This window comes from Homoserinimonas sp. A520 (assembly GCF_054489245.1).
Genome location: NZ_JBTMWX010000005.1, coordinates 22,512 through 38,079, shown reverse-complemented (window position 1 = coordinate 38,079; position 15,568 = coordinate 22,512). Strand labels below are relative to the sequence as shown.

16 protein-coding genes are annotated in these 15,568 nt (G+C 67.3%); 5 read left to right on the top strand and 11 right to left on the bottom strand.

Translation table 11 applies throughout. From position 1 onward, the window contains the following. Nucleotides 1-163 precede the first annotated feature (163 nt). Together ACX3PH_RS12405 and ACX3PH_RS12400 are read right to left on the bottom strand one after the other, a co-directional pair. On the bottom strand, nucleotides 164-883 hold the full coding sequence (locus tag ACX3PH_RS12405) for an aquaporin (protein WP_459092979.1): 720 nt from the start codon (nucleotides 881-883) through the stop codon (nucleotides 164-166). Then, nucleotides 880-1,230 (bottom strand): metalloregulator ArsR/SmtB family transcription factor, encoded by a 351-nt coding sequence (locus ACX3PH_RS12400; RefSeq protein WP_459092977.1) that lies wholly within the window; start codon nucleotides 1,228-1,230, stop codon nucleotides 880-882. The genes ACX3PH_RS12405 and ACX3PH_RS12400 overlap by 4 nt, the downstream gene beginning before the upstream one ends. Before the next feature lie 100 nt (nucleotides 1,231-1,330). On the opposite strand from ACX3PH_RS12400, the gene ACX3PH_RS12395 reads away from it, so the two are divergent. The 3 genes from ACX3PH_RS12395 to ACX3PH_RS12385 all read left to right on the top strand — a co-directional run bounded on the left by ACX3PH_RS12395 (nucleotide 1,331) and on the right by ACX3PH_RS12385 (nucleotide 3,485). After that, on the top strand, nucleotides 1,331-2,635 hold the full coding sequence (locus ACX3PH_RS12395) for an FAD-dependent oxidoreductase (protein ID WP_459092975.1): 1,305 nt from the start codon (nucleotides 1,331-1,333) through the stop codon (nucleotides 2,633-2,635). A 108-nt stretch (nucleotides 2,636-2,743) separates the two neighbouring features. Further along, complete coding sequence (locus tag ACX3PH_RS12390; protein WP_459092973.1) at nucleotides 2,744-3,178, top strand: arsenate reductase ArsC; 435 nt, start codon at nucleotides 2,744-2,746, stop codon at nucleotides 3,176-3,178. A 58-nt stretch (nucleotides 3,179-3,236) separates the two neighbouring features. Continuing rightward, nucleotides 3,237-3,485: an SCO4226 family nickel-binding protein gene (locus tag ACX3PH_RS12385; RefSeq protein WP_459092971.1), complete on the top strand. Its 249-nt coding sequence runs from the start codon at nucleotides 3,237-3,239 to the stop codon at nucleotides 3,483-3,485. A gap of 378 nt (nucleotides 3,486-3,863) precedes the next feature. Here ACX3PH_RS12385 and guaA read toward each other — a convergent pair whose 3' ends face one another. Genes guaA through ACX3PH_RS12360 form a run of 5 tightly spaced genes read right to left on the bottom strand, consistent with a single transcriptional unit; the run spans nucleotide 3,864 to nucleotide 9,556 of the window. Then, nucleotides 3,864-5,456 carry a glutamine-hydrolyzing GMP synthase gene (gene guaA, locus ACX3PH_RS12380; protein WP_459092969.1) on the bottom strand — a complete coding sequence of 531 codons (1,593 nt, stop codon included), beginning with the start codon at nucleotides 5,454-5,456 and terminating at the stop codon, nucleotides 3,864-3,866. Next, complete coding sequence (locus ACX3PH_RS12375) at nucleotides 5,453-5,881, bottom strand: DUF3817 domain-containing protein (RefSeq protein ID WP_459092967.1); 429 nt, start codon at nucleotides 5,879-5,881, stop codon at nucleotides 5,453-5,455. Before ACX3PH_RS12375 ends, guaA begins: the two co-directional genes overlap by 4 nt. 4 nt (nucleotides 5,882-5,885) lie before the next feature. Next, nucleotides 5,886-6,641, bottom strand: a complete 756-nt coding sequence (locus tag ACX3PH_RS12370; protein ID WP_459092965.1) for an SURF1 family protein — start codon at nucleotides 6,639-6,641, stop codon at nucleotides 5,886-5,888. A gap of 43 nt (nucleotides 6,642-6,684) precedes the next feature. Further along, nucleotides 6,685-8,421 (bottom strand): glycerol-3-phosphate dehydrogenase/oxidase, encoded by a 1,737-nt coding sequence (locus ACX3PH_RS12365; RefSeq protein ID WP_459092963.1) that lies wholly within the window; start codon nucleotides 8,419-8,421, stop codon nucleotides 6,685-6,687. Between the two features lie 13 nt (nucleotides 8,422-8,434). Next, nucleotides 8,435-9,556 (bottom strand): GuaB3 family IMP dehydrogenase-related protein, encoded by a 1,122-nt coding sequence (locus ACX3PH_RS12360; RefSeq protein ID WP_459092961.1) that lies wholly within the window; start codon nucleotides 9,554-9,556, stop codon nucleotides 8,435-8,437. A gap of 232 nt (nucleotides 9,557-9,788) precedes the next feature. Between ACX3PH_RS12360 and ACX3PH_RS12355 the strand changes: the two genes are divergently transcribed. After that, on the top strand, nucleotides 9,789-10,934 hold the full coding sequence (locus tag ACX3PH_RS12355; RefSeq protein ID WP_459092959.1) for a MalY/PatB family protein: 1,146 nt from the start codon (nucleotides 9,789-9,791) through the stop codon (nucleotides 10,932-10,934). A gap of 13 nt (nucleotides 10,935-10,947) precedes the next feature. Here the strand turns inward: ACX3PH_RS12355 and ACX3PH_RS12350 are convergent, their stop codons facing one another. Further along, nucleotides 10,948-11,814, bottom strand: coding sequence for an NAD(P)-dependent oxidoreductase (locus tag ACX3PH_RS12350; protein WP_459092957.1), 867 nt, complete (start codon nucleotides 11,812-11,814; stop codon nucleotides 10,948-10,950). Beyond that, nucleotides 11,811-13,193 (bottom strand): M24 family metallopeptidase, encoded by a 1,383-nt coding sequence (locus ACX3PH_RS12345; RefSeq protein ID WP_459092955.1) that lies wholly within the window; start codon nucleotides 13,191-13,193, stop codon nucleotides 11,811-11,813. The genes ACX3PH_RS12350 and ACX3PH_RS12345 overlap by 4 nt, the downstream gene beginning before the upstream one ends. Before the next feature lie 166 nt (nucleotides 13,194-13,359). On the opposite strand from ACX3PH_RS12345, the gene ACX3PH_RS12340 reads away from it, so the two are divergent. Further along, nucleotides 13,360-14,052: a helix-turn-helix domain-containing protein gene (locus ACX3PH_RS12340; RefSeq protein WP_459092953.1), complete on the top strand. Its 693-nt coding sequence runs from the start codon at nucleotides 13,360-13,362 to the stop codon at nucleotides 14,050-14,052. A 42-nt stretch (nucleotides 14,053-14,094) separates the two neighbouring features. On the opposite strand, the gene ACX3PH_RS12335 is transcribed toward ACX3PH_RS12340, so the two are convergent. Beyond that, nucleotides 14,095-15,156, bottom strand: coding sequence for a zinc-dependent alcohol dehydrogenase (locus ACX3PH_RS12335; protein WP_459092951.1), 1,062 nt, complete (start codon nucleotides 15,154-15,156; stop codon nucleotides 14,095-14,097). Next, nucleotides 15,153-15,461 (bottom strand): Dabb family protein, encoded by a 309-nt coding sequence (locus tag ACX3PH_RS12330; protein ID WP_459092949.1) that lies wholly within the window; start codon nucleotides 15,459-15,461, stop codon nucleotides 15,153-15,155. The genes ACX3PH_RS12335 and ACX3PH_RS12330 overlap by 4 nt, the downstream gene beginning before the upstream one ends. Nucleotides 15,462-15,568: the final 107 nt, after the last annotated feature.

Genomic DNA, 15,568 nt, shown 5'->3' with positions numbered 1-15,568 from the left:
GCGGTCGTGCCCTCAAGCGACGTAAGTTGCACGCACTGGGCGAAGCCTTCATCTGTCGTCGATGTGGTTGGTACGTGGCACTGCGATGGCGCAAGGATGGCGCTGACGAATGGCCCACGGCATAGAGTGACGAAACTGCGCTGTCTCGATTAGGCAGCGCAGTTCACTTGGTCGTGGATGCAGGATCGGGCGAGGCCACACCAGCGGCGCGTGACACGGGGTGGAAGTAGCGCACCAGCAGCAGGCCGACCGCCCCGCCGATCAGTTCGGCGGCGATGAAGCCGAGCGACGACGATGGTGCGATGCCTGCGAAGCTGTCGCTGAACATCCGCCCGATGGTGATGGCGGGGTTCGCGAAACTGGTCGAGCTGGTGAAGAAGTAGGCAGCGCCGATGTAGGCGCCGACGGCTGCGGGGATGACGGATGCCCGGCCGGTGCGTGCGAGCGCGAAGATCACGAGGACGAGCCCGGCCGTGGCGACGACCTCGGCGAGGAAGGTACCTGCCGTCAGGCGCTCCTTCGTGCTCCAGGAGACGGCCGCGGCGCCGAACATGAGGTTGGCGAGAACAGCCCCACCGATGCAGCCGACGATCTGGGTCGGGATGTATACGGCGGTGTCGCGCCACGATCGCAGGCCGATCGCCGAGTCAACGAGCGACACCACCGGGTTGAAATGGGCGCCACTGATGTGGATGAAGAGGAGGATGAGCACCGGCAGCGCGAGAGCTGTCGCAAGGGCATTCTCCAGAAGCTGAAGGCCGACATCGCTCGGTGAGAGACGCTCCGCAGCAATCCCGGACCCGACCACGACGGCGGCCAGGAGGGCACTGCCGAGGAACTCGGCCACGACCCGGCGAAGGACCGCGGAGTTCAGCAGTCTCACGCGGTGACGAGCAGGCGGGAGATCGAGTCAAGCGCTCCCGGCACCAGCCGGTAGTAGGCCCACGTTCCGCGCTTGGACCGGGTGAGGAATCCCGCATCCATCAGGATCTTGAGGTGGTGCGAGACCGTGGACTGCCCGAGCCCCACCGGCTCAATCAGGTCGCAGACGCAGGCTTCCTGACCTTCGGATGCCGCCACGATCGAGATCAGCCGCAGCCGCGCGGGGTCGGCGAGGGCCTTCAGCGAGCGAGCGAGGTCGTCGGCCTGGTCCGCGGTGAGTGTCTCGCGGGTCAGCGGCGCACAGCACGCTGCTGCTTCCATGACGGGCGTGAGGGTGAGGGTGGTCATGGCAACATCGTAGCGCTATATTGACAACCATCGATGAATGGCTGCATAATCCTTCTATATCGATCATCATCGATGCATCCAGACTCGAAGGGCCCCACCCATGACACTCGCCGACCTGGCCATGCCGACACTGCGCGACTCCCGACTCGACGGCCTGCCCGTCGCCATCATCGGCGCGGGTCCCATCGGCCTGGCCGCCGCAGCGCAGCTTCACGAGCGCGGCATCGACTTCGTCATCTACGAGGCCGGCGGCGTGGCAAGCAGTATGGCGTCGTGGGGCCACATCAAGCTGTTCTCCCCGTGGGAGCTCCTCGTCGATCCGGCCGCCCGGCGCATCCTGGCACCCACCGCCTGGCAGGAGCCGGATGCCGCACGCCTGCCTTCCGGCGCGGAGCTGGTCGAGCAGTATCTGCTGCCCCTTGCAGCATCCGATGCCATCGCCCCCCACATCGTCACCGGGGTGACAGTGGAGGCGGTCAGCCGGCAGGGCATGGACCGCACCCGCTCGAACGGCCGGGAGTCGACCCCGTTCGTGCTGCGGATGCTGCACAGCGGCGGCACCAGGGTCGAGGCCCTCGCGCGCGCCGTCATCGACGCATCCGGAACCTATGCAACCCCGAACAGCCTCGGCTCAAGCGGCCTCGACCCGCTCGGACTCCCTGAGGTGGCCGACCGCATCAGCCACGCCCTCCCCGACGTCCTGGGTTCCGAGCGCGCACGGTTCGCGGGCAGGCACACCACCGTGGTGGGGGCCGGGCACTCGGCCGCCAACACCCTCCTGAACCTGGCCGAACTGGCCCGTCAGGAGCCCGGTACGCAGATCACCTGGGCCATCCGCAACCGCTCCGCCGTCCGGGTACTCGGCTCAGCCGACGACGAACTGCAGGCTCGGGCATCGCTGGGTGCCAGGGTTCAACAGCTGGTCGAATCCGGCGACATCACGGTCATCGACCGGTTCGAGATCACCGAACTGCGGCCGGCGGATGGCGGCATCCGGGTCATCGGCAGGCGCGGCGATGACACCGAGCACTTCGACACCGACCTGATTGTCAACGCCACCGGGTTCCGGCCCAACCTCGACCTGCTCCGGGAAGTCCGACTGGACCTCGATGAGATCGTCGAGGCACCGCGCACCCTCGCCCCGTTGATCGACCCGAACGTCCACAGCTGTGGCACCGTCGAACCTCACGGCTTCGCCGAACTACGGCAACCGGAGCCGAACTTCTTCATCGCCGGAATGAAGAGCTACGGGCGCGCGCCCACCTTCCTGCTGGCCACCGGCTATGAGCAGGTGCGCTCGATCGCCGCTTGGCTGGCTGGCGATGTGGAGTCGGCTCGCGCCGTGCAACTCACCCTGCCGTCCACGGGCGTCTGCTCGACCGGCGACTCCGGCGGATGCTGCTGAGGTGAACATTCGGTGAACGGGCACCGCCCAGGTTGCCTGCCTGGTCGCGTGATTGGATACTGATTACATCGATGCGTGTCGATGCTCCACCTGGAAGAAAGTAGAGCCATGTCAGAGAAGCCGTCCGTCCTCTTCGTCTGCGTGCACAACGCGGGCCGCTCGCAGATGGCCGCCGGTTACCTGGCCGCCCTGGCCGGCGATCGGGTGAGCGTGCTCTCCGCCGGCTCCGAACCGAAGGACGAGATCAATCCGGTCGCGATCCAGGCGATGGCCGAAGAGGGCATCGACATCGCGAACAACACCCCCAAGATCCTGACGACGGATGCCGTGAAGGACTCCGACGTCGTCATCACCATGGGCTGCGGCGACGCCTGCCCGATCTTCCCCGGCAAGCGGTACGAGGACTGGGAGCTCGACGACCCGGCCGGGCAGGGCATCGATGCGGTGCGCCCCATCCGCGATGACATCAAGCGGCGCATCGAGGGGCTCTTGAGCGAGCTCCTCCCGGCGAAGGCCCAGGCACCAAACGACTCATTGACGTGATTCCCGTCGGGGCGTAACCTGCGCAACAAATCAGTCTCACAAGGGATGAGGTAGCACCATGCCAGAGTTCATGGACGTTCACCACAACATGGTCGGGATAACCGCGGACGAGTTGAAGGCCGCGCACGAAGCCGACCTCGCCATTCAGGGCGAGGAGGGTGTGGTCTTCAAGCAGGCCTGGGCCAACCCGGAGGACGGCGTCGTCTACTGCCTGTCCGAGTCCCCGTCCGCCGAGGCGATCCGGCGCATTCACGAGCGCACCGGCCACCCCGCTGACGAGGTCCACGCGGTACCGCTGGCCGTCTAACGCCGGCTTGAGATCCGGAAAATGGGGGTTCCGGATGCTCGGAACAGCCATTCTACGGATCTCAAAGTCTCGACGCTCGTCTCGATACGCGTGCTCCTGCGTCGCGCGCTACTCAACCCACAGCTTCATCGCGCGCGGGGGCCTCGGCAAGCTCGGCAGGTTTCGACAAGCTCAACCCGCTTAACCTCTTGACCCGACCACGGCTGGGGCGGAGGGGTGCCGATCGACGAGCTCTACCAGCCTTATCCCGTCCCCGCGGGCAGAGTGCGGATGCTTCGCGGGGTGCGAGTTTTGAGTTCTGTGGATGGCCACGCTTTTCGGCCGTCCACAGGGCTCAATGTTTGAGTTGAGGAGCGAAGTATTCGCTCCCTGACCCAGTCACTCCCACTCAATCGTCCCCGGCGGCTTCGACGTGACGTCGAGTACGACCCGGTTGACGCCGGCGACCTCGTTGGTGATGCGGTTGGAGATTCGGGCGAGCACGTCGTAGGGCAGGCGGGTCCAGTCGGCGGTCATGGCGTCTTCCGATGACACCGGCCGCAGCACGATCGGGTGCCCGTAGGTGCGGCCGTCGCCCTGCACCCCGACGGAGCGAACATCCGCCAGCAGCACGACCGGGCACTGCCAGATCTCGTTGTCGAGGCCGGCGAGTGTCAGCTCGGCGCGGGCGATGGCATCCGCCTGGCGCAGCAGGTCGAGGCGCTCCTTGGTGACCTCACCCACGATGCGGATGCCGAGGCCCGGTCCAGGGAACGGCTGGCGTCCGACGATGACTTCGGGCAGGCCGAGCTCGCGGCCGATGGCCCGTACCTCGTCCTTGAACAGGGCGCGCAGCGGCTCCACCAGCTCGAACTGCAGGTCTTCTGGCAGGCCGCCGACGTTGTGGTGGCTCTTGATGTTGGCGGTGCCGGTTCCGCCACCGGACTCGACGACATCCGGGTACAGCGTGCCCTGCACCAGGAATCGCACCGGATCGCCTTCGTGCTCGAACTCCTTGACCAGGTCGACCTGCGCCGCCTCGAAGGTGCGGATGAACTCCCGGCCGATGATCTTGCGCTTGGTCTCCGGGTCGCTGACCCCGGCGAGGGCGTCGAGGAACTGCTTCTCCGCGTCGATGGTGATCAGGCGGATGCCGGTGGCGACGACGTAGTCCTCCTCCACCTGGCGGCGCTCATCCTGGCGCAGCAGGCCGTGGTCGACGAAGACGCAGGTGAGCTGGTCGCCGACCGCTTCGTGTACGAGCGCGGCGGCGACGGCGGAATCCACGCCACCAGATAGGCCGCAGATGACCCGGCCGGTGCCGATCTGGGCGCGGATGCGAGCGACCTGCTCGGCGATGACACTGCCCGGGTTCCAGTCGGCCGGGATGCCGGCGGCCCGGTGCAGGAAGTTCTCCAGCACGCGTTGTCCGAACTCGGAGTGCTTGACCTCGGGGTGCCACTGCACGCCGTAGAGCTTGCGCTCATCGCTGCCGAACGCCGCGACCGGGGTGGAGGCGCTGGAAGCGAGCACGTCGAATCCGTCTGGCGCCTTCGACACGGAGTCGCCGTGGCTCATCCAGGTGGTCTGCTGCGGGTTCGACCCGGCGAGCAGTGTTCCCCCGTCACCGGTGAGGGCGACCGGCGTCGAACCGTACTCCCGCTGGCCGGTCTGGGAAACCTCGCCGCCGAGTTGCTTGGCCATCACCTGGAATCCGTAGCAGATACCGAGAACCGGAACACCGAGCTTCAGGATGCCCGTGTCCAGCGACGGGGACCCGGGCTCGTACACGCTCGATGGCCCGCCGCTGAGGACGATCCCCACCGGGTTCATGGCGGCGACCTCATCCGCCGTGATGGTGTGCGGAACGATCTCGGAATAGACGCTCGCCTCGCGCACGCGGCGCGCGATCAGCTGGGCATATTGGGCGCCGAAGTCGACGACGAGTACCGGGCGCTGCTGTGTTTCTTTCAAACGCTCAGTCTCGCTCATGCGCTGACCTCGACCGGCTGTTCGAGCTTCGCCAGCTCGGCCTCGACCGATCGCGGGACGGTGCGCTCGAAGAAGTAGGAGAGCAGCGGGATGATGCCTCCAAGCGCCACGAACAGGAAGCGTCCGAATGACCAGCGCATCAGGCGCCAGAGCACGAAGTCGACCGCGACATAAAGAACGTAGAACCAGCCGTGCACCATGAGCAGGATGGTGGAGAAGTTGATGCCGGTGATGTCTTCCTTGGGCGTAAGGCCGAGGAAGCCGGACGTACCGCCAAGCTCGATGTCGACGCTGAAGCCGTACCGGAAGACCATCATCATGCAGAGCAGGAGCAGGAAGGTTCCGGTGAGAACCGAGGACACCTTATAGACGGCAAGTGCCTTGCGGATGCGTGGAACGTCAGAGAGCTGGGGACCGAGGGGCATGCCCTCAGTTTACTTGCGCTCTCTGGTGTTCTTCCCTCTCCCAGGCGTCCTTCACCAGGCGGTACCAGAGGAACACGGCGAAGCCCGCGAAAATGACCCATTCCGCCGCGTAGAAGATGTTCAGCCAGTTGACCTCGACCTCGGTGGATGGCGCCGGAGAGTAGATCTCCTCCAGCCCGTCCGCCGGTTCATGGGCGACGACGTAGCCCCCGTAGACTCCGGCGTCGTCGACGGTTCCCCACAGGTTCACCAGTGCGGCAGTGGACATCGCACTGAACTCCCCGCTCTCGAAGTCGCCCTGCTGCGGCGCCTCGCTGGGCAGGTAGCGGCCGGTGACAGATGCCGGGAACGGGGCATCCGCTTCGAGGCGCGCCTGCGCATCCTCCGCCTGCTGCTCCGTCTCGGCCCAGCCGAGCGCGACCGCCAGCCCGGCTCCATCGTCGGTGACGAGGTGCCCGATCACCCAGTAGCCCTCGTCGCCGTCGTTGATGCGCTTCTCGATCACCATGAAGTCGCCGGCCAGCAACTCTCCGTCGACGGTGACCAGCTGGCCGGTCGACGCCTCCGTTACCGGCTTCTGCGGTTCGGCAATGGACTCGAGCGGCACGGTCGTCTCGCTGGTGCGGTCGACGGCCTCACCGTTGGCGATGCTGCGCTCGAGTTGCCACTGGCCGAGGGCGGCGAACGCTGCAGCGACGGCAAGCGCGAGGATCAGCGCCGCGATCCAGCGCGGGCGCACGGCGACTCTCCACAGGCTCACGGCTCCAGCCTAACTTCGGCCGGCTGGGCGTCCGACCGCGCGCCTACGAGTGAGGCAGCGCCGCGGTGTCCGGGGCTTCGAGCCGGGCCCGGTCGGCGGACTCGTCGTCCGGCTGCTCCTGGCTGGCCCGCTCGGCTGCCACTCGTCGCAGGTAGTGGTTGACCTCGCTGGTGATGCGCACGTCGTCCCAGCCCAGCACATCCGCCATCAACCGCGCGGCGACCGGCGCGGCCGAGACACCGCGGTCCCAGGCCTCGATCGAGATGCGGGTGCGGCGCGCGAGAACGTCCTCCAGGTGCAGTGCACCCTCGTGGGACGCCGCGTAGACCACCTCGGCCTCGATGTAGTCGTCGGCTCCGGGCAGCGGATTGTTCAGCGACGGCTTGGCACGGATGATGTCGAGGAGTTCATCCGTCATCGTCCCGTAGCGGTTCAGCAGGTGCTCGATGCGGAACTTGTGCACCCCGAAGGCTCGCGCGATCTTGGCGCGCTTGTTCCACGCCGCCTGGTACCCCTCGGCGCCGAGCAGCGAGATGTTCTCGGTCGTTGAGACCGGCACCTTGCCGTCAAGGGCAGCGGATGCCTCGTCGATGGCGTCCTTCGCCATCACCCGGTAGGTCGTCCACTTGCCGCCGGCGACCACGACCAGCCCGGGCACGGTGTGGGCGACGACGTGCTCCCGCGACAGCTTCGACGTCTCATCGGACTCCCCGGCCAGCAACGGTCGCAGTCCGGCGTAGACACCCTCGACGTCTTCGCGCGTCAGCGGGACATTGAGCACCTGGTTGACGTGCTCGAGCAGGTAGTCGATGTCGGCGGCGGTCGCGGCCGGGTGCGCCTTGTCGAGATCCCACTTGGTGTCCGTGGTGCCGATCAGCCAATGGCGGCCCCATGGGATGACGAACAGCACGCTCTTCTCGGTGCGCAGAAGCAGGCCGAGCTTCGACTGGAAACGGTCACGGGGCACGACCAGGTGGATGCCCTTGGATGCCCGAACCTTGAACTGGCCGCGCTCCCCCACCATCGCCTGCGTGTCATCCGTCCACACGCCGGTCGCGTTGACGACCTGTTTGGCGCGGATGTCGAACCGTTCACCGGTCAGCAGGTCGTGCGCCTTCACGCCGACCACCCGCTGCCCGACCTTGAGGAACCCCTCGACCCGAATCCGGCTGGCGACCCTGGCGCCGTAGAACGAGGCCGTCCTGGCCAGGCTGGACACGTAGCGCGCGTCGTCGACCTGCGCGTCGTAGTAGGTGATTCCGCCGATCAGCGCGTCGTCGCGCAGGCTCGGGATGGCGCGCTGCACCTGCCGCTTGGTCAGGTGCCGGTGGTGCGGAACCCCGGGGGGCCGCCCCCCGCTGTAGCTGAAGATGTCGTAGAGCAGCATTCCGGCGCCGATGTACAGTCGCTCGATCAGCCGGGTCTTCAGCGGGTACAGGAACCGAACCGGCTTCACCAGGTGCGGTGCCAAGCGCTGCAGCAGCAGTCCACGCTCGATGAGCGCTTCCCGCACCAGGCGGAAGTCGAGCTGTTCCAGATAGCGGATGCCACCGTGCACCAGCTTCGAGGACCGGCTCGACGTGCCTGAACCCCAGTCCCGAGCCTCCACCATGCCGACGCTCAGGCCGCGGGTGACCGCGTCGAGCGCGCAGCCGGTTCCGACAATGCCTCCGCCGATGACCAGGATGTCGAGTTCTTTCGACTTCAGGCCCTCGATCGCCTCAGCGCGCTCCTCCATTCCCAGCTTCGAAGAGTGGGAGGCGGTTTTGCGCTTGATCATCGGATGCCTGACGTCACCTGGACACGTAGGGGGCGACAACCACATCGACCCGCTGGAACTCTTTCAGGTCGGAGTAGCCGGTGGTCGCCATGGACCGGCGGAGTGCGCCGACCAGGTTCGAGGTGCCGTCCGCGCTGGACGACGGTCCGAACAGGATCTGCTCGAGGGGCGCAACCGACTCCACGGCAACCCGGTTGCCCCGGGGCAGCTCGGGGTGGTGCGCCTCGGCACCCCAGTGGTAGCCGCCGCCAGGAACATCCGTCGCCCGCGCCAGCGTGGAGCCGAGCATGACGGCATCCGCGCCCATCGCGATCGCCTTGACGATGTCGCCGGAGGTGCCCAGACCGCCGTCGGCGATGACGTGCACGTAGCGTCCACCGGACTCGTCCATGTAGTCGCGGCGGGCGCCGGCGACATCCGCCACCGCTGTCGCCATCGGCGCGTGGATGCCCAGGCTCGCCCTGGTGGTGGAGGCCGCGCCTCCGCCGAAACCGACCAGCACGCCGGCCGCACCGGTGCGCATCAGGTGCAGCGCCGGGGTGTAGCCGGCCGCGCCGCCGACGATCACCGGAACGTCGAGCTCGTAGATGAACTTCTTCAGGTTGAGGGGCTCACTCGTCTTCGAGACGTGCTCGGCGCTGACCGTCGTGCCGCGGATGACGAACAGGTCGACACCCGCCTCGACCACCGTCTTGTAGAGCTCCTGGGTGCGGTGCGGCGACAACGCCCCGGCAACGGTGACCCCGCCGGCACGGATCTCCGCGAGGCGCTGGGTGACCAACTCGGGCTTGATGGGCTCGGAGTAGATCGCCTGCATGCGGCGGATCGCCTCCTCTGCCGGGAGGCTGCGGATCTCGGCGAGGAGCGGCTCCGGGTCTTCGTAGCGGGTCCAGACGCCCTCGAGGTCGAGAACGCCGAGGCCACCGAGCTGGCCGATGCGGATGGCTGTGGCCGGCGAGACGACCGAATCCATGGGCGCCGCGATGATCGGCGTTTCGAATTGGAAGGCGTCGATCGACCAGGCGACGGACACGTCCTCAGGGTCGCGGGTGCGACGGTTCGGGACGATGGCGATGTCGTCGAACGCGTAGACGCGACGACCCCGCTTGGCGCGACCGATCTCTTCTTCATTCACGGGGACAAGCCTACCCGCGACCCTCCGGCTTCGCCCCGAGCACCGCCCGCGCTGGCTGCTCATCTCCGTTACGGCAGCGACCGTCTATCCCATCCGTGTATCCGATCCGTCAGCAGGTCCAATTCGGCGGCGCGCCCGTGAGTCCGCGCATCCAACCGCGTGTCGCCGAATTCATCCTGTTGACGGCGCGGTGGTAGGAGTGCCAGCCGCACCGCGATGCCAGACTGGCGGCATGATCGTCAACGCCGATTCCCTCGAGACTCTCCGCACCCGCACCAGCATGAAGTGGGCCGGGTTCCCGACGGATGTCCTCCCCCTCCCGGTCGCCGAGATGGACTTCCCGCTCGCCGAGCCGATCGCATCCGTGCTGGTGGATGCCATCCGCCGCTCCGACACCGGCTACGCGCCGCCCACCTCAGACCTGCCGACCGCGTTCGCCGGGTTCGCCGAGTCGCGCTGGGGCTGGGCTGTCGACCCCGCCCAGGTGTTCACCACGACGGATGTCGGGGTCGCCATCGTCGAGACCCTCCGGCGGGTCACCAGGCCGGGCGACGGCGTCATCGTCAACTCCCCCGTCTACTTCCCGTTCTTCGACCTGCTCGCGGAGGCTGGAGTGGAGGTGGTGGACGTTCCGCTGGCCGGCGGCCTAGACGACGGCTGGTCCCTCGACCTGGACGGCATCGAGCGGGCCTTCCAGTCAGGCGCCACCGCCTACCTGCTCTGCAACCCGCACAACCCGGTCGGCCTGGTGCACTCCGCCGAGCAGCTGCGGTCTGTTGCCGAGCTGGCCCGCAAGTACGGCGCGACGGTGGTCAGCGACGAGATCCACGGTCCGCTGGTTTACCCGGGCGTCGACTACACCCCGTTCCTGAAGGTGTCGGATGATGCCCGCGAGGTTGGCGTGTGCGTCACCGCGGCCAGCAAGGGCTGGAACCTGGCCGGGCTCAAGTGCGCGCTCATGGTGACGGCCGGTGGGCGGGCGGCCCCGATCGTTGCCGGCATGCCCGATGAGGTCTACTGGCGAACGAGCATCCTCGGCATTCATGCCGGCATTGCCGCCTACCGCGACAGCGTCGAGTGGCTTGACGGCGTGATCGCCTCCCTCGACTCGAACCGACGCCTGCTCGGTGAACTCCTGGCCGAACACCTCCCCGAGGTCGGCTACCGGATGCCCGACGCGACGTTCCTCGCCTGGCTGGACTTCAGCCGGCTCGGGTGGGGCGACGATCCGGCGGTGCGCGCGCTGGAGCTCGCGAAGGTGGCGCTCAGCAACGGACCGCCGTTCGGGCCGGCCGGCCGCGGCTTCGCCCGCCTCAACCTGGCCTGCTCGCCGGAGGTGCTGACCGAGGCGGTCACCAGGCTGGCCGCAGCCCGCTGAGCTGCAGGCTGAGCTACAGCAGGTCGCGCCGGCTGACTTCCGCGATGGCCGCCCAGTCGTAACCGGCCAGCTCGGTGTCCGCGAGTGCTCGCTCGAAGACCGCGGTGAGCGCCGGCATGCTCGCCAACCTGACTCCACCGGCATCCGCCACTTCCTCGGCCAGCTTCAGGTCCTTGTGCCCCAGCGCCATCCGGAAGCCCGGCGGTGTGTAGTCACGGCGCACAATCTGGTTGCCGTAGCCGGTGTAGACGACTCCGCCGAAGAGGGTGCTGGTCAACAGGTCGATGAACAGCTCGGGTTCGACCCCCTGCCGCTCGACCATGGCCACCGTCTCGCCGATCGCCTGCAGCGCGTGGATGATGTTGTAGTTGACCGCGATCTTCACGCCGTTCGCCATGCTGGGCCGGGTGCCGAGGTTCCAAACCCTGGAGCCGAGCACCGACAGGTACGGCAGGGCCGCGTCAACGGTGGCGGGGTCACCGGCGGCCAAGATGTTCAGCTTGCCCTCGGCCGCGACGGTGGGTCGACCCAGAACCGGGGCCGCAACATAGCGCGCCCCGGCCGAGGTGAAGTGCGCCTCCAGGCGGTCGGCGGCCGCCTGGCTGATCGAGGCCATGTTGACGTGGATGTTCCCGGCAGCCGCGCTGACCGCGTCGCCGCCCAGCACCGCCTCCGCCGCCTCGTCGTTGGCCAGCATGCTGAACGACACCTCGGCCCTGAGCGCCTCCTCCGGCGTCGCGGCTGCGACGGCCCCGGCCTCCACCAGGGCGGCAACCGGCTCCGGCGAACGGTTCCACACCACGACGGTGTGGCCTGAGTCGATGAGCCGGCGGGCCATCCCCGACCCCATGGAGCCGAGCCCCAGGAAGCCGACGGTCATGCCTCGCCTCGGCCCCACGTCGTGTTCTTGTGGGACTGGGAGTCGCGCTCAAGGTTCAGGGGGCCGTCGATCGTGTAGTAGCGGCGCCCGGCCACGATGAGCTCCTCGGCCGGGAACTTGGTGATGACCTCGCATCCGTCTGCCGTGACGACGACCTCCTCCTCGATGCGCGCGGCGCCCCAGCCGTCGGACGACGGCCAGTACGTCTCGAGGGCGAACACCATGCCCTCCTGCAGTTCTTCCGGATGGTCGAACGAGGTCAGGCGGGAGAAGATGGGTTTCTCCCAGATGGAGAGCCCCACACCGTGGCCGTATTGCAGGGCGAAGGCGGCCTCCTCGTCCGGGAAGCCGAACTCCTCGGCCTTCGGCCACACCGCGACGATGTCGGCCGTCGTCGCGCCGGGCTTCACCAGGGCGATCGCGCGGTCCATGTACTCCCTGGCGCGTGTGTAGGCGTCCCGCTGGGCGGAGCTCGCCGACCCGACAGCGAAGGTGCGGTAGTAGCAGGTGCGGTAGCCGTTGAAGCTGTGCAGGATGTCGAAGAACGCCGGGTCACCGGGGCGGATGAGCCGGTCGGAGAAGACGTGCGGGTGCGGGGAGCAGCGCTCGCCCGAGATCGCGTTGACCCCTTCGACGTACTCCGAGCCGAGGTCGTAGAGCGTCTTGGCTACCAGCCCGACTGCCTCGTTCTCGCGGACGCCCGGGCGCAGGAAGCGGTACAGCTCCTCATAGGCGGCATCGACCATCGACGCGGCCTGGGTGAGCAGGCGGATCTCGTCGCCGGTCTTGATCCGGCGCGCCTCCATGAAGAGCTGCTGGCCGTCGACCACCGTGATGCCCTCCTGCTGCAGTGCGAAGAGGACCGGCAGTTCGATGACGTCGACGCCGAGCGGCTGGTCGGCAACCCCGAACTTCTCGAGTTCGCGCTTGATCTTCCTGGCCAGGCCTTCCGCGATTCCGGCGTCCGGTGGGAATGCTCCGCGAAGCGTTGAGATGCCGGCCCGGGCACCGCTCTCCAGGCGCGGCCGCTTGGCCCCCTCGTGCGGCGCATTCGGGTCGGCATCCATCTCTGCCGTCGTCGTGTCCAGCCAGGGGTTGTAGAGCTTGTGGTGTTTGGCCGCCGAACCGAAGTCCCAGGAGATCGGGTCGGAGCTTCGGGTGAGCAGGCTGAACCTGATGAGCTTGTCTATCGCCCAGGTCCCGATGTGCGTCGCTGTCATGTAGCGGATGTTGCTGAAGTCGAACGCGAGGACGGCTCCCAGTTCCGATCGGTCGAGTTCCGCCTTCAATCGGGCGAGTCGCTCGTTACGCAAGCGTTCGAAATCTACGCGTTCTTCCCAGTCGACGGCGTTGGTGCCTGTCGTCCCTGTGCTCTTCATCGAGTCCTCCTGCATCTGGCCGCCGTGAGTTACGTGTCGGCGCATGTCGTACAGTCCAGCTTAACGCTCAAACAGTGTATTCTCACCTTTAGTAACGTGCCGTTTGTTGATTCCGCGCACCTGAACCCAGAAATTCAGGCGCGGTCACAGTTCGTCAGGAGTGAACATGCCCGCAGACAGTGTCGGCGCCCGTCTGCGTGAAGCCAGGACGAACCACAAGCTGAGCCTGCGCAGCGTCGCCCAGGCCCTCGGCGTTTCTGCGAGTCTCATCTCCCAGGTCGAGACCGGCAAGACCCAGCCATCGGTCTCGACCCTGTTCGCGATGGCCAACCATCTCGGCCTCTCCCTCGATGAGCTTCTCGACGTCACGCCATCCGCCGATCGCTCCGGCCAGGCGACCGGCCAGGCCGAGCCGAACCTGCCGACGGTTCAGCGCGGGTCCGACAACCCGGTGCTCGAGATGGAGAACGGGGTTCGCTGGGAGCGCCTGGCCGCACCGCTCGGCAGCCCGGCCGAAGCGCTGCTGGTGACATACGACCCGGGGGCGAGCAGCTCTATCGAGGGCAAGCTGATGCGCCACTCCGGCATCGAGTACGCCTACATCCTCGAGGGGCACCTGACGCTGCAGCTTGAGTTCGACCTGCACGAACTGGGTCCAGGCGACTCGCTGCAATTCGACTCCGTCCGGCCCCACCTCTACTCGAACCAGGGCAAGACTCCTGCCAGGGGCATCTGGTTCGTGGTCGGTCGTCATCAGCAGAACCAGACCATGCCTTCGGCGCCTGGAGCCCCGTCGCGCCCCCTCGGGTCGCCGCTGTCGTCGGCTGTCGACGTGCTGCGTGCCATGGAAGGCCTGTAGAGCTGAGGCGAACCCCGCTGCTGAACGTCACGCCGCTGAACGTCAGCCTGCGTGCGACGCGGGTCGCGGCTGATCGATCCAGGGGTCGATCAGGGTCTTGATCTGCTTGGCCGTTCCGTCGATCAGCGGTTGCAGGCCTTCGGTGAGCACGCGGTCGAGCGGCAGCACCTCGGAGGCGATGTCCGACCAGTCCGGGCGGGTGCCGAGAAGCCGCACGGCTTCAGGGAGGTCGTCCTTGATGACGTGGGCAACCGTTCCGATGATCGTGTATTCCCGCAGCGTCCATGAGCCGAGCGGCAGCGCTGGTTCACCGCGCTGGATGCCCACCGGCACCAGCGTTGCCCCTGGCTTCGCCGCCTCGAGGATCGATGCCAGCCCGGGGGCCGACCCGCTCACCTCGAACAGCACGTCCGGGTCCATGCCGAGTTCCTCCAGCCGGTCGACGAGCGAGCCCGTGCCCGCTTTCAGCGTGGCGAACGCGCCCAGTGCCGACGCCAGCTCCAGTCGCTCCTCGTTCAGGTCGACGACCAGCACCCGAGCGCCGACAGAGACCGCTGCGTACGTGATGAACGCGCCGATGCCGCCGACACCGACGATGACGGCATCCTGATCCGGCTGCAGTCCGCTTCTCCGCACGGCGTGCACGGCGATCGACATCGGCTGGCTCAGGCCCAGGGTGTCCAGCGAGAGTCCGGTGTCGCTGACGTCGAGGAGGGTTTCCGCGGGCACGCTCACGAAACCAGCCAACCCGCCGTCGTGCTGGAGGCCCACAGTCGTGTAGTTGCGGCAGAGGTTCGTTCGGCCTTGCCTGCAGGGCTTGCACTGGCCGCAGGACACGCCCGCCCCACAGACGACGGTTGCGCCGACGGGTGGGTTGGTGACTCCTGGGCCGACGGCTGCCACCGTGCCCACGAACTCGTGCCCGAGGGTGACCGGCATCACGGTCAGGACCGGTCCGCGTGTGTACTCGGTTGCGTCGCTCCCGCAGACTCCGCAGACCGCGACGCGCACCAGCACCTCGCCGGGGCCGGGTTCCGGTACGTTCTTGTCCTCCACCCGCAGGTCGTTCACCGCGTGCAGGACTGCGGCTCGCATGGTGGTCATGTGAGCACGCCGCCCGTGAGTGGGAGTTGCGCGGCAGAGCGTCCGTCGATCATGCGGCCGAGGTGGCTCTCGTAGACAGCACGGTGGGCGGGAGAGTCCAGGTAGGCGGCGAGCGCATCCGCATCGTCGACGATCGCGGCGACCGCATAGTCGGCCCCCGGGCGCACGCGGAGGTTCTCACCGCACACGTAGGAGCGAAGCTCCGGGATCTTCGCGGCCATGGCGACGAGCGCTTCAGTGAGGGCGGTCACGTCGCCGGGCGTGACATCGGCCTTCCAGGTGAAGGATGCGATATGAAGGATCATGAGTGTCTTCTTCCCAGTCGACGACGTTCAGTGTTGGTTTACAAACAGCGACGCCATGGCCTAAATTAGCAGAACAGCATCCGCTCTTGTACATCTCTGCTGTAATC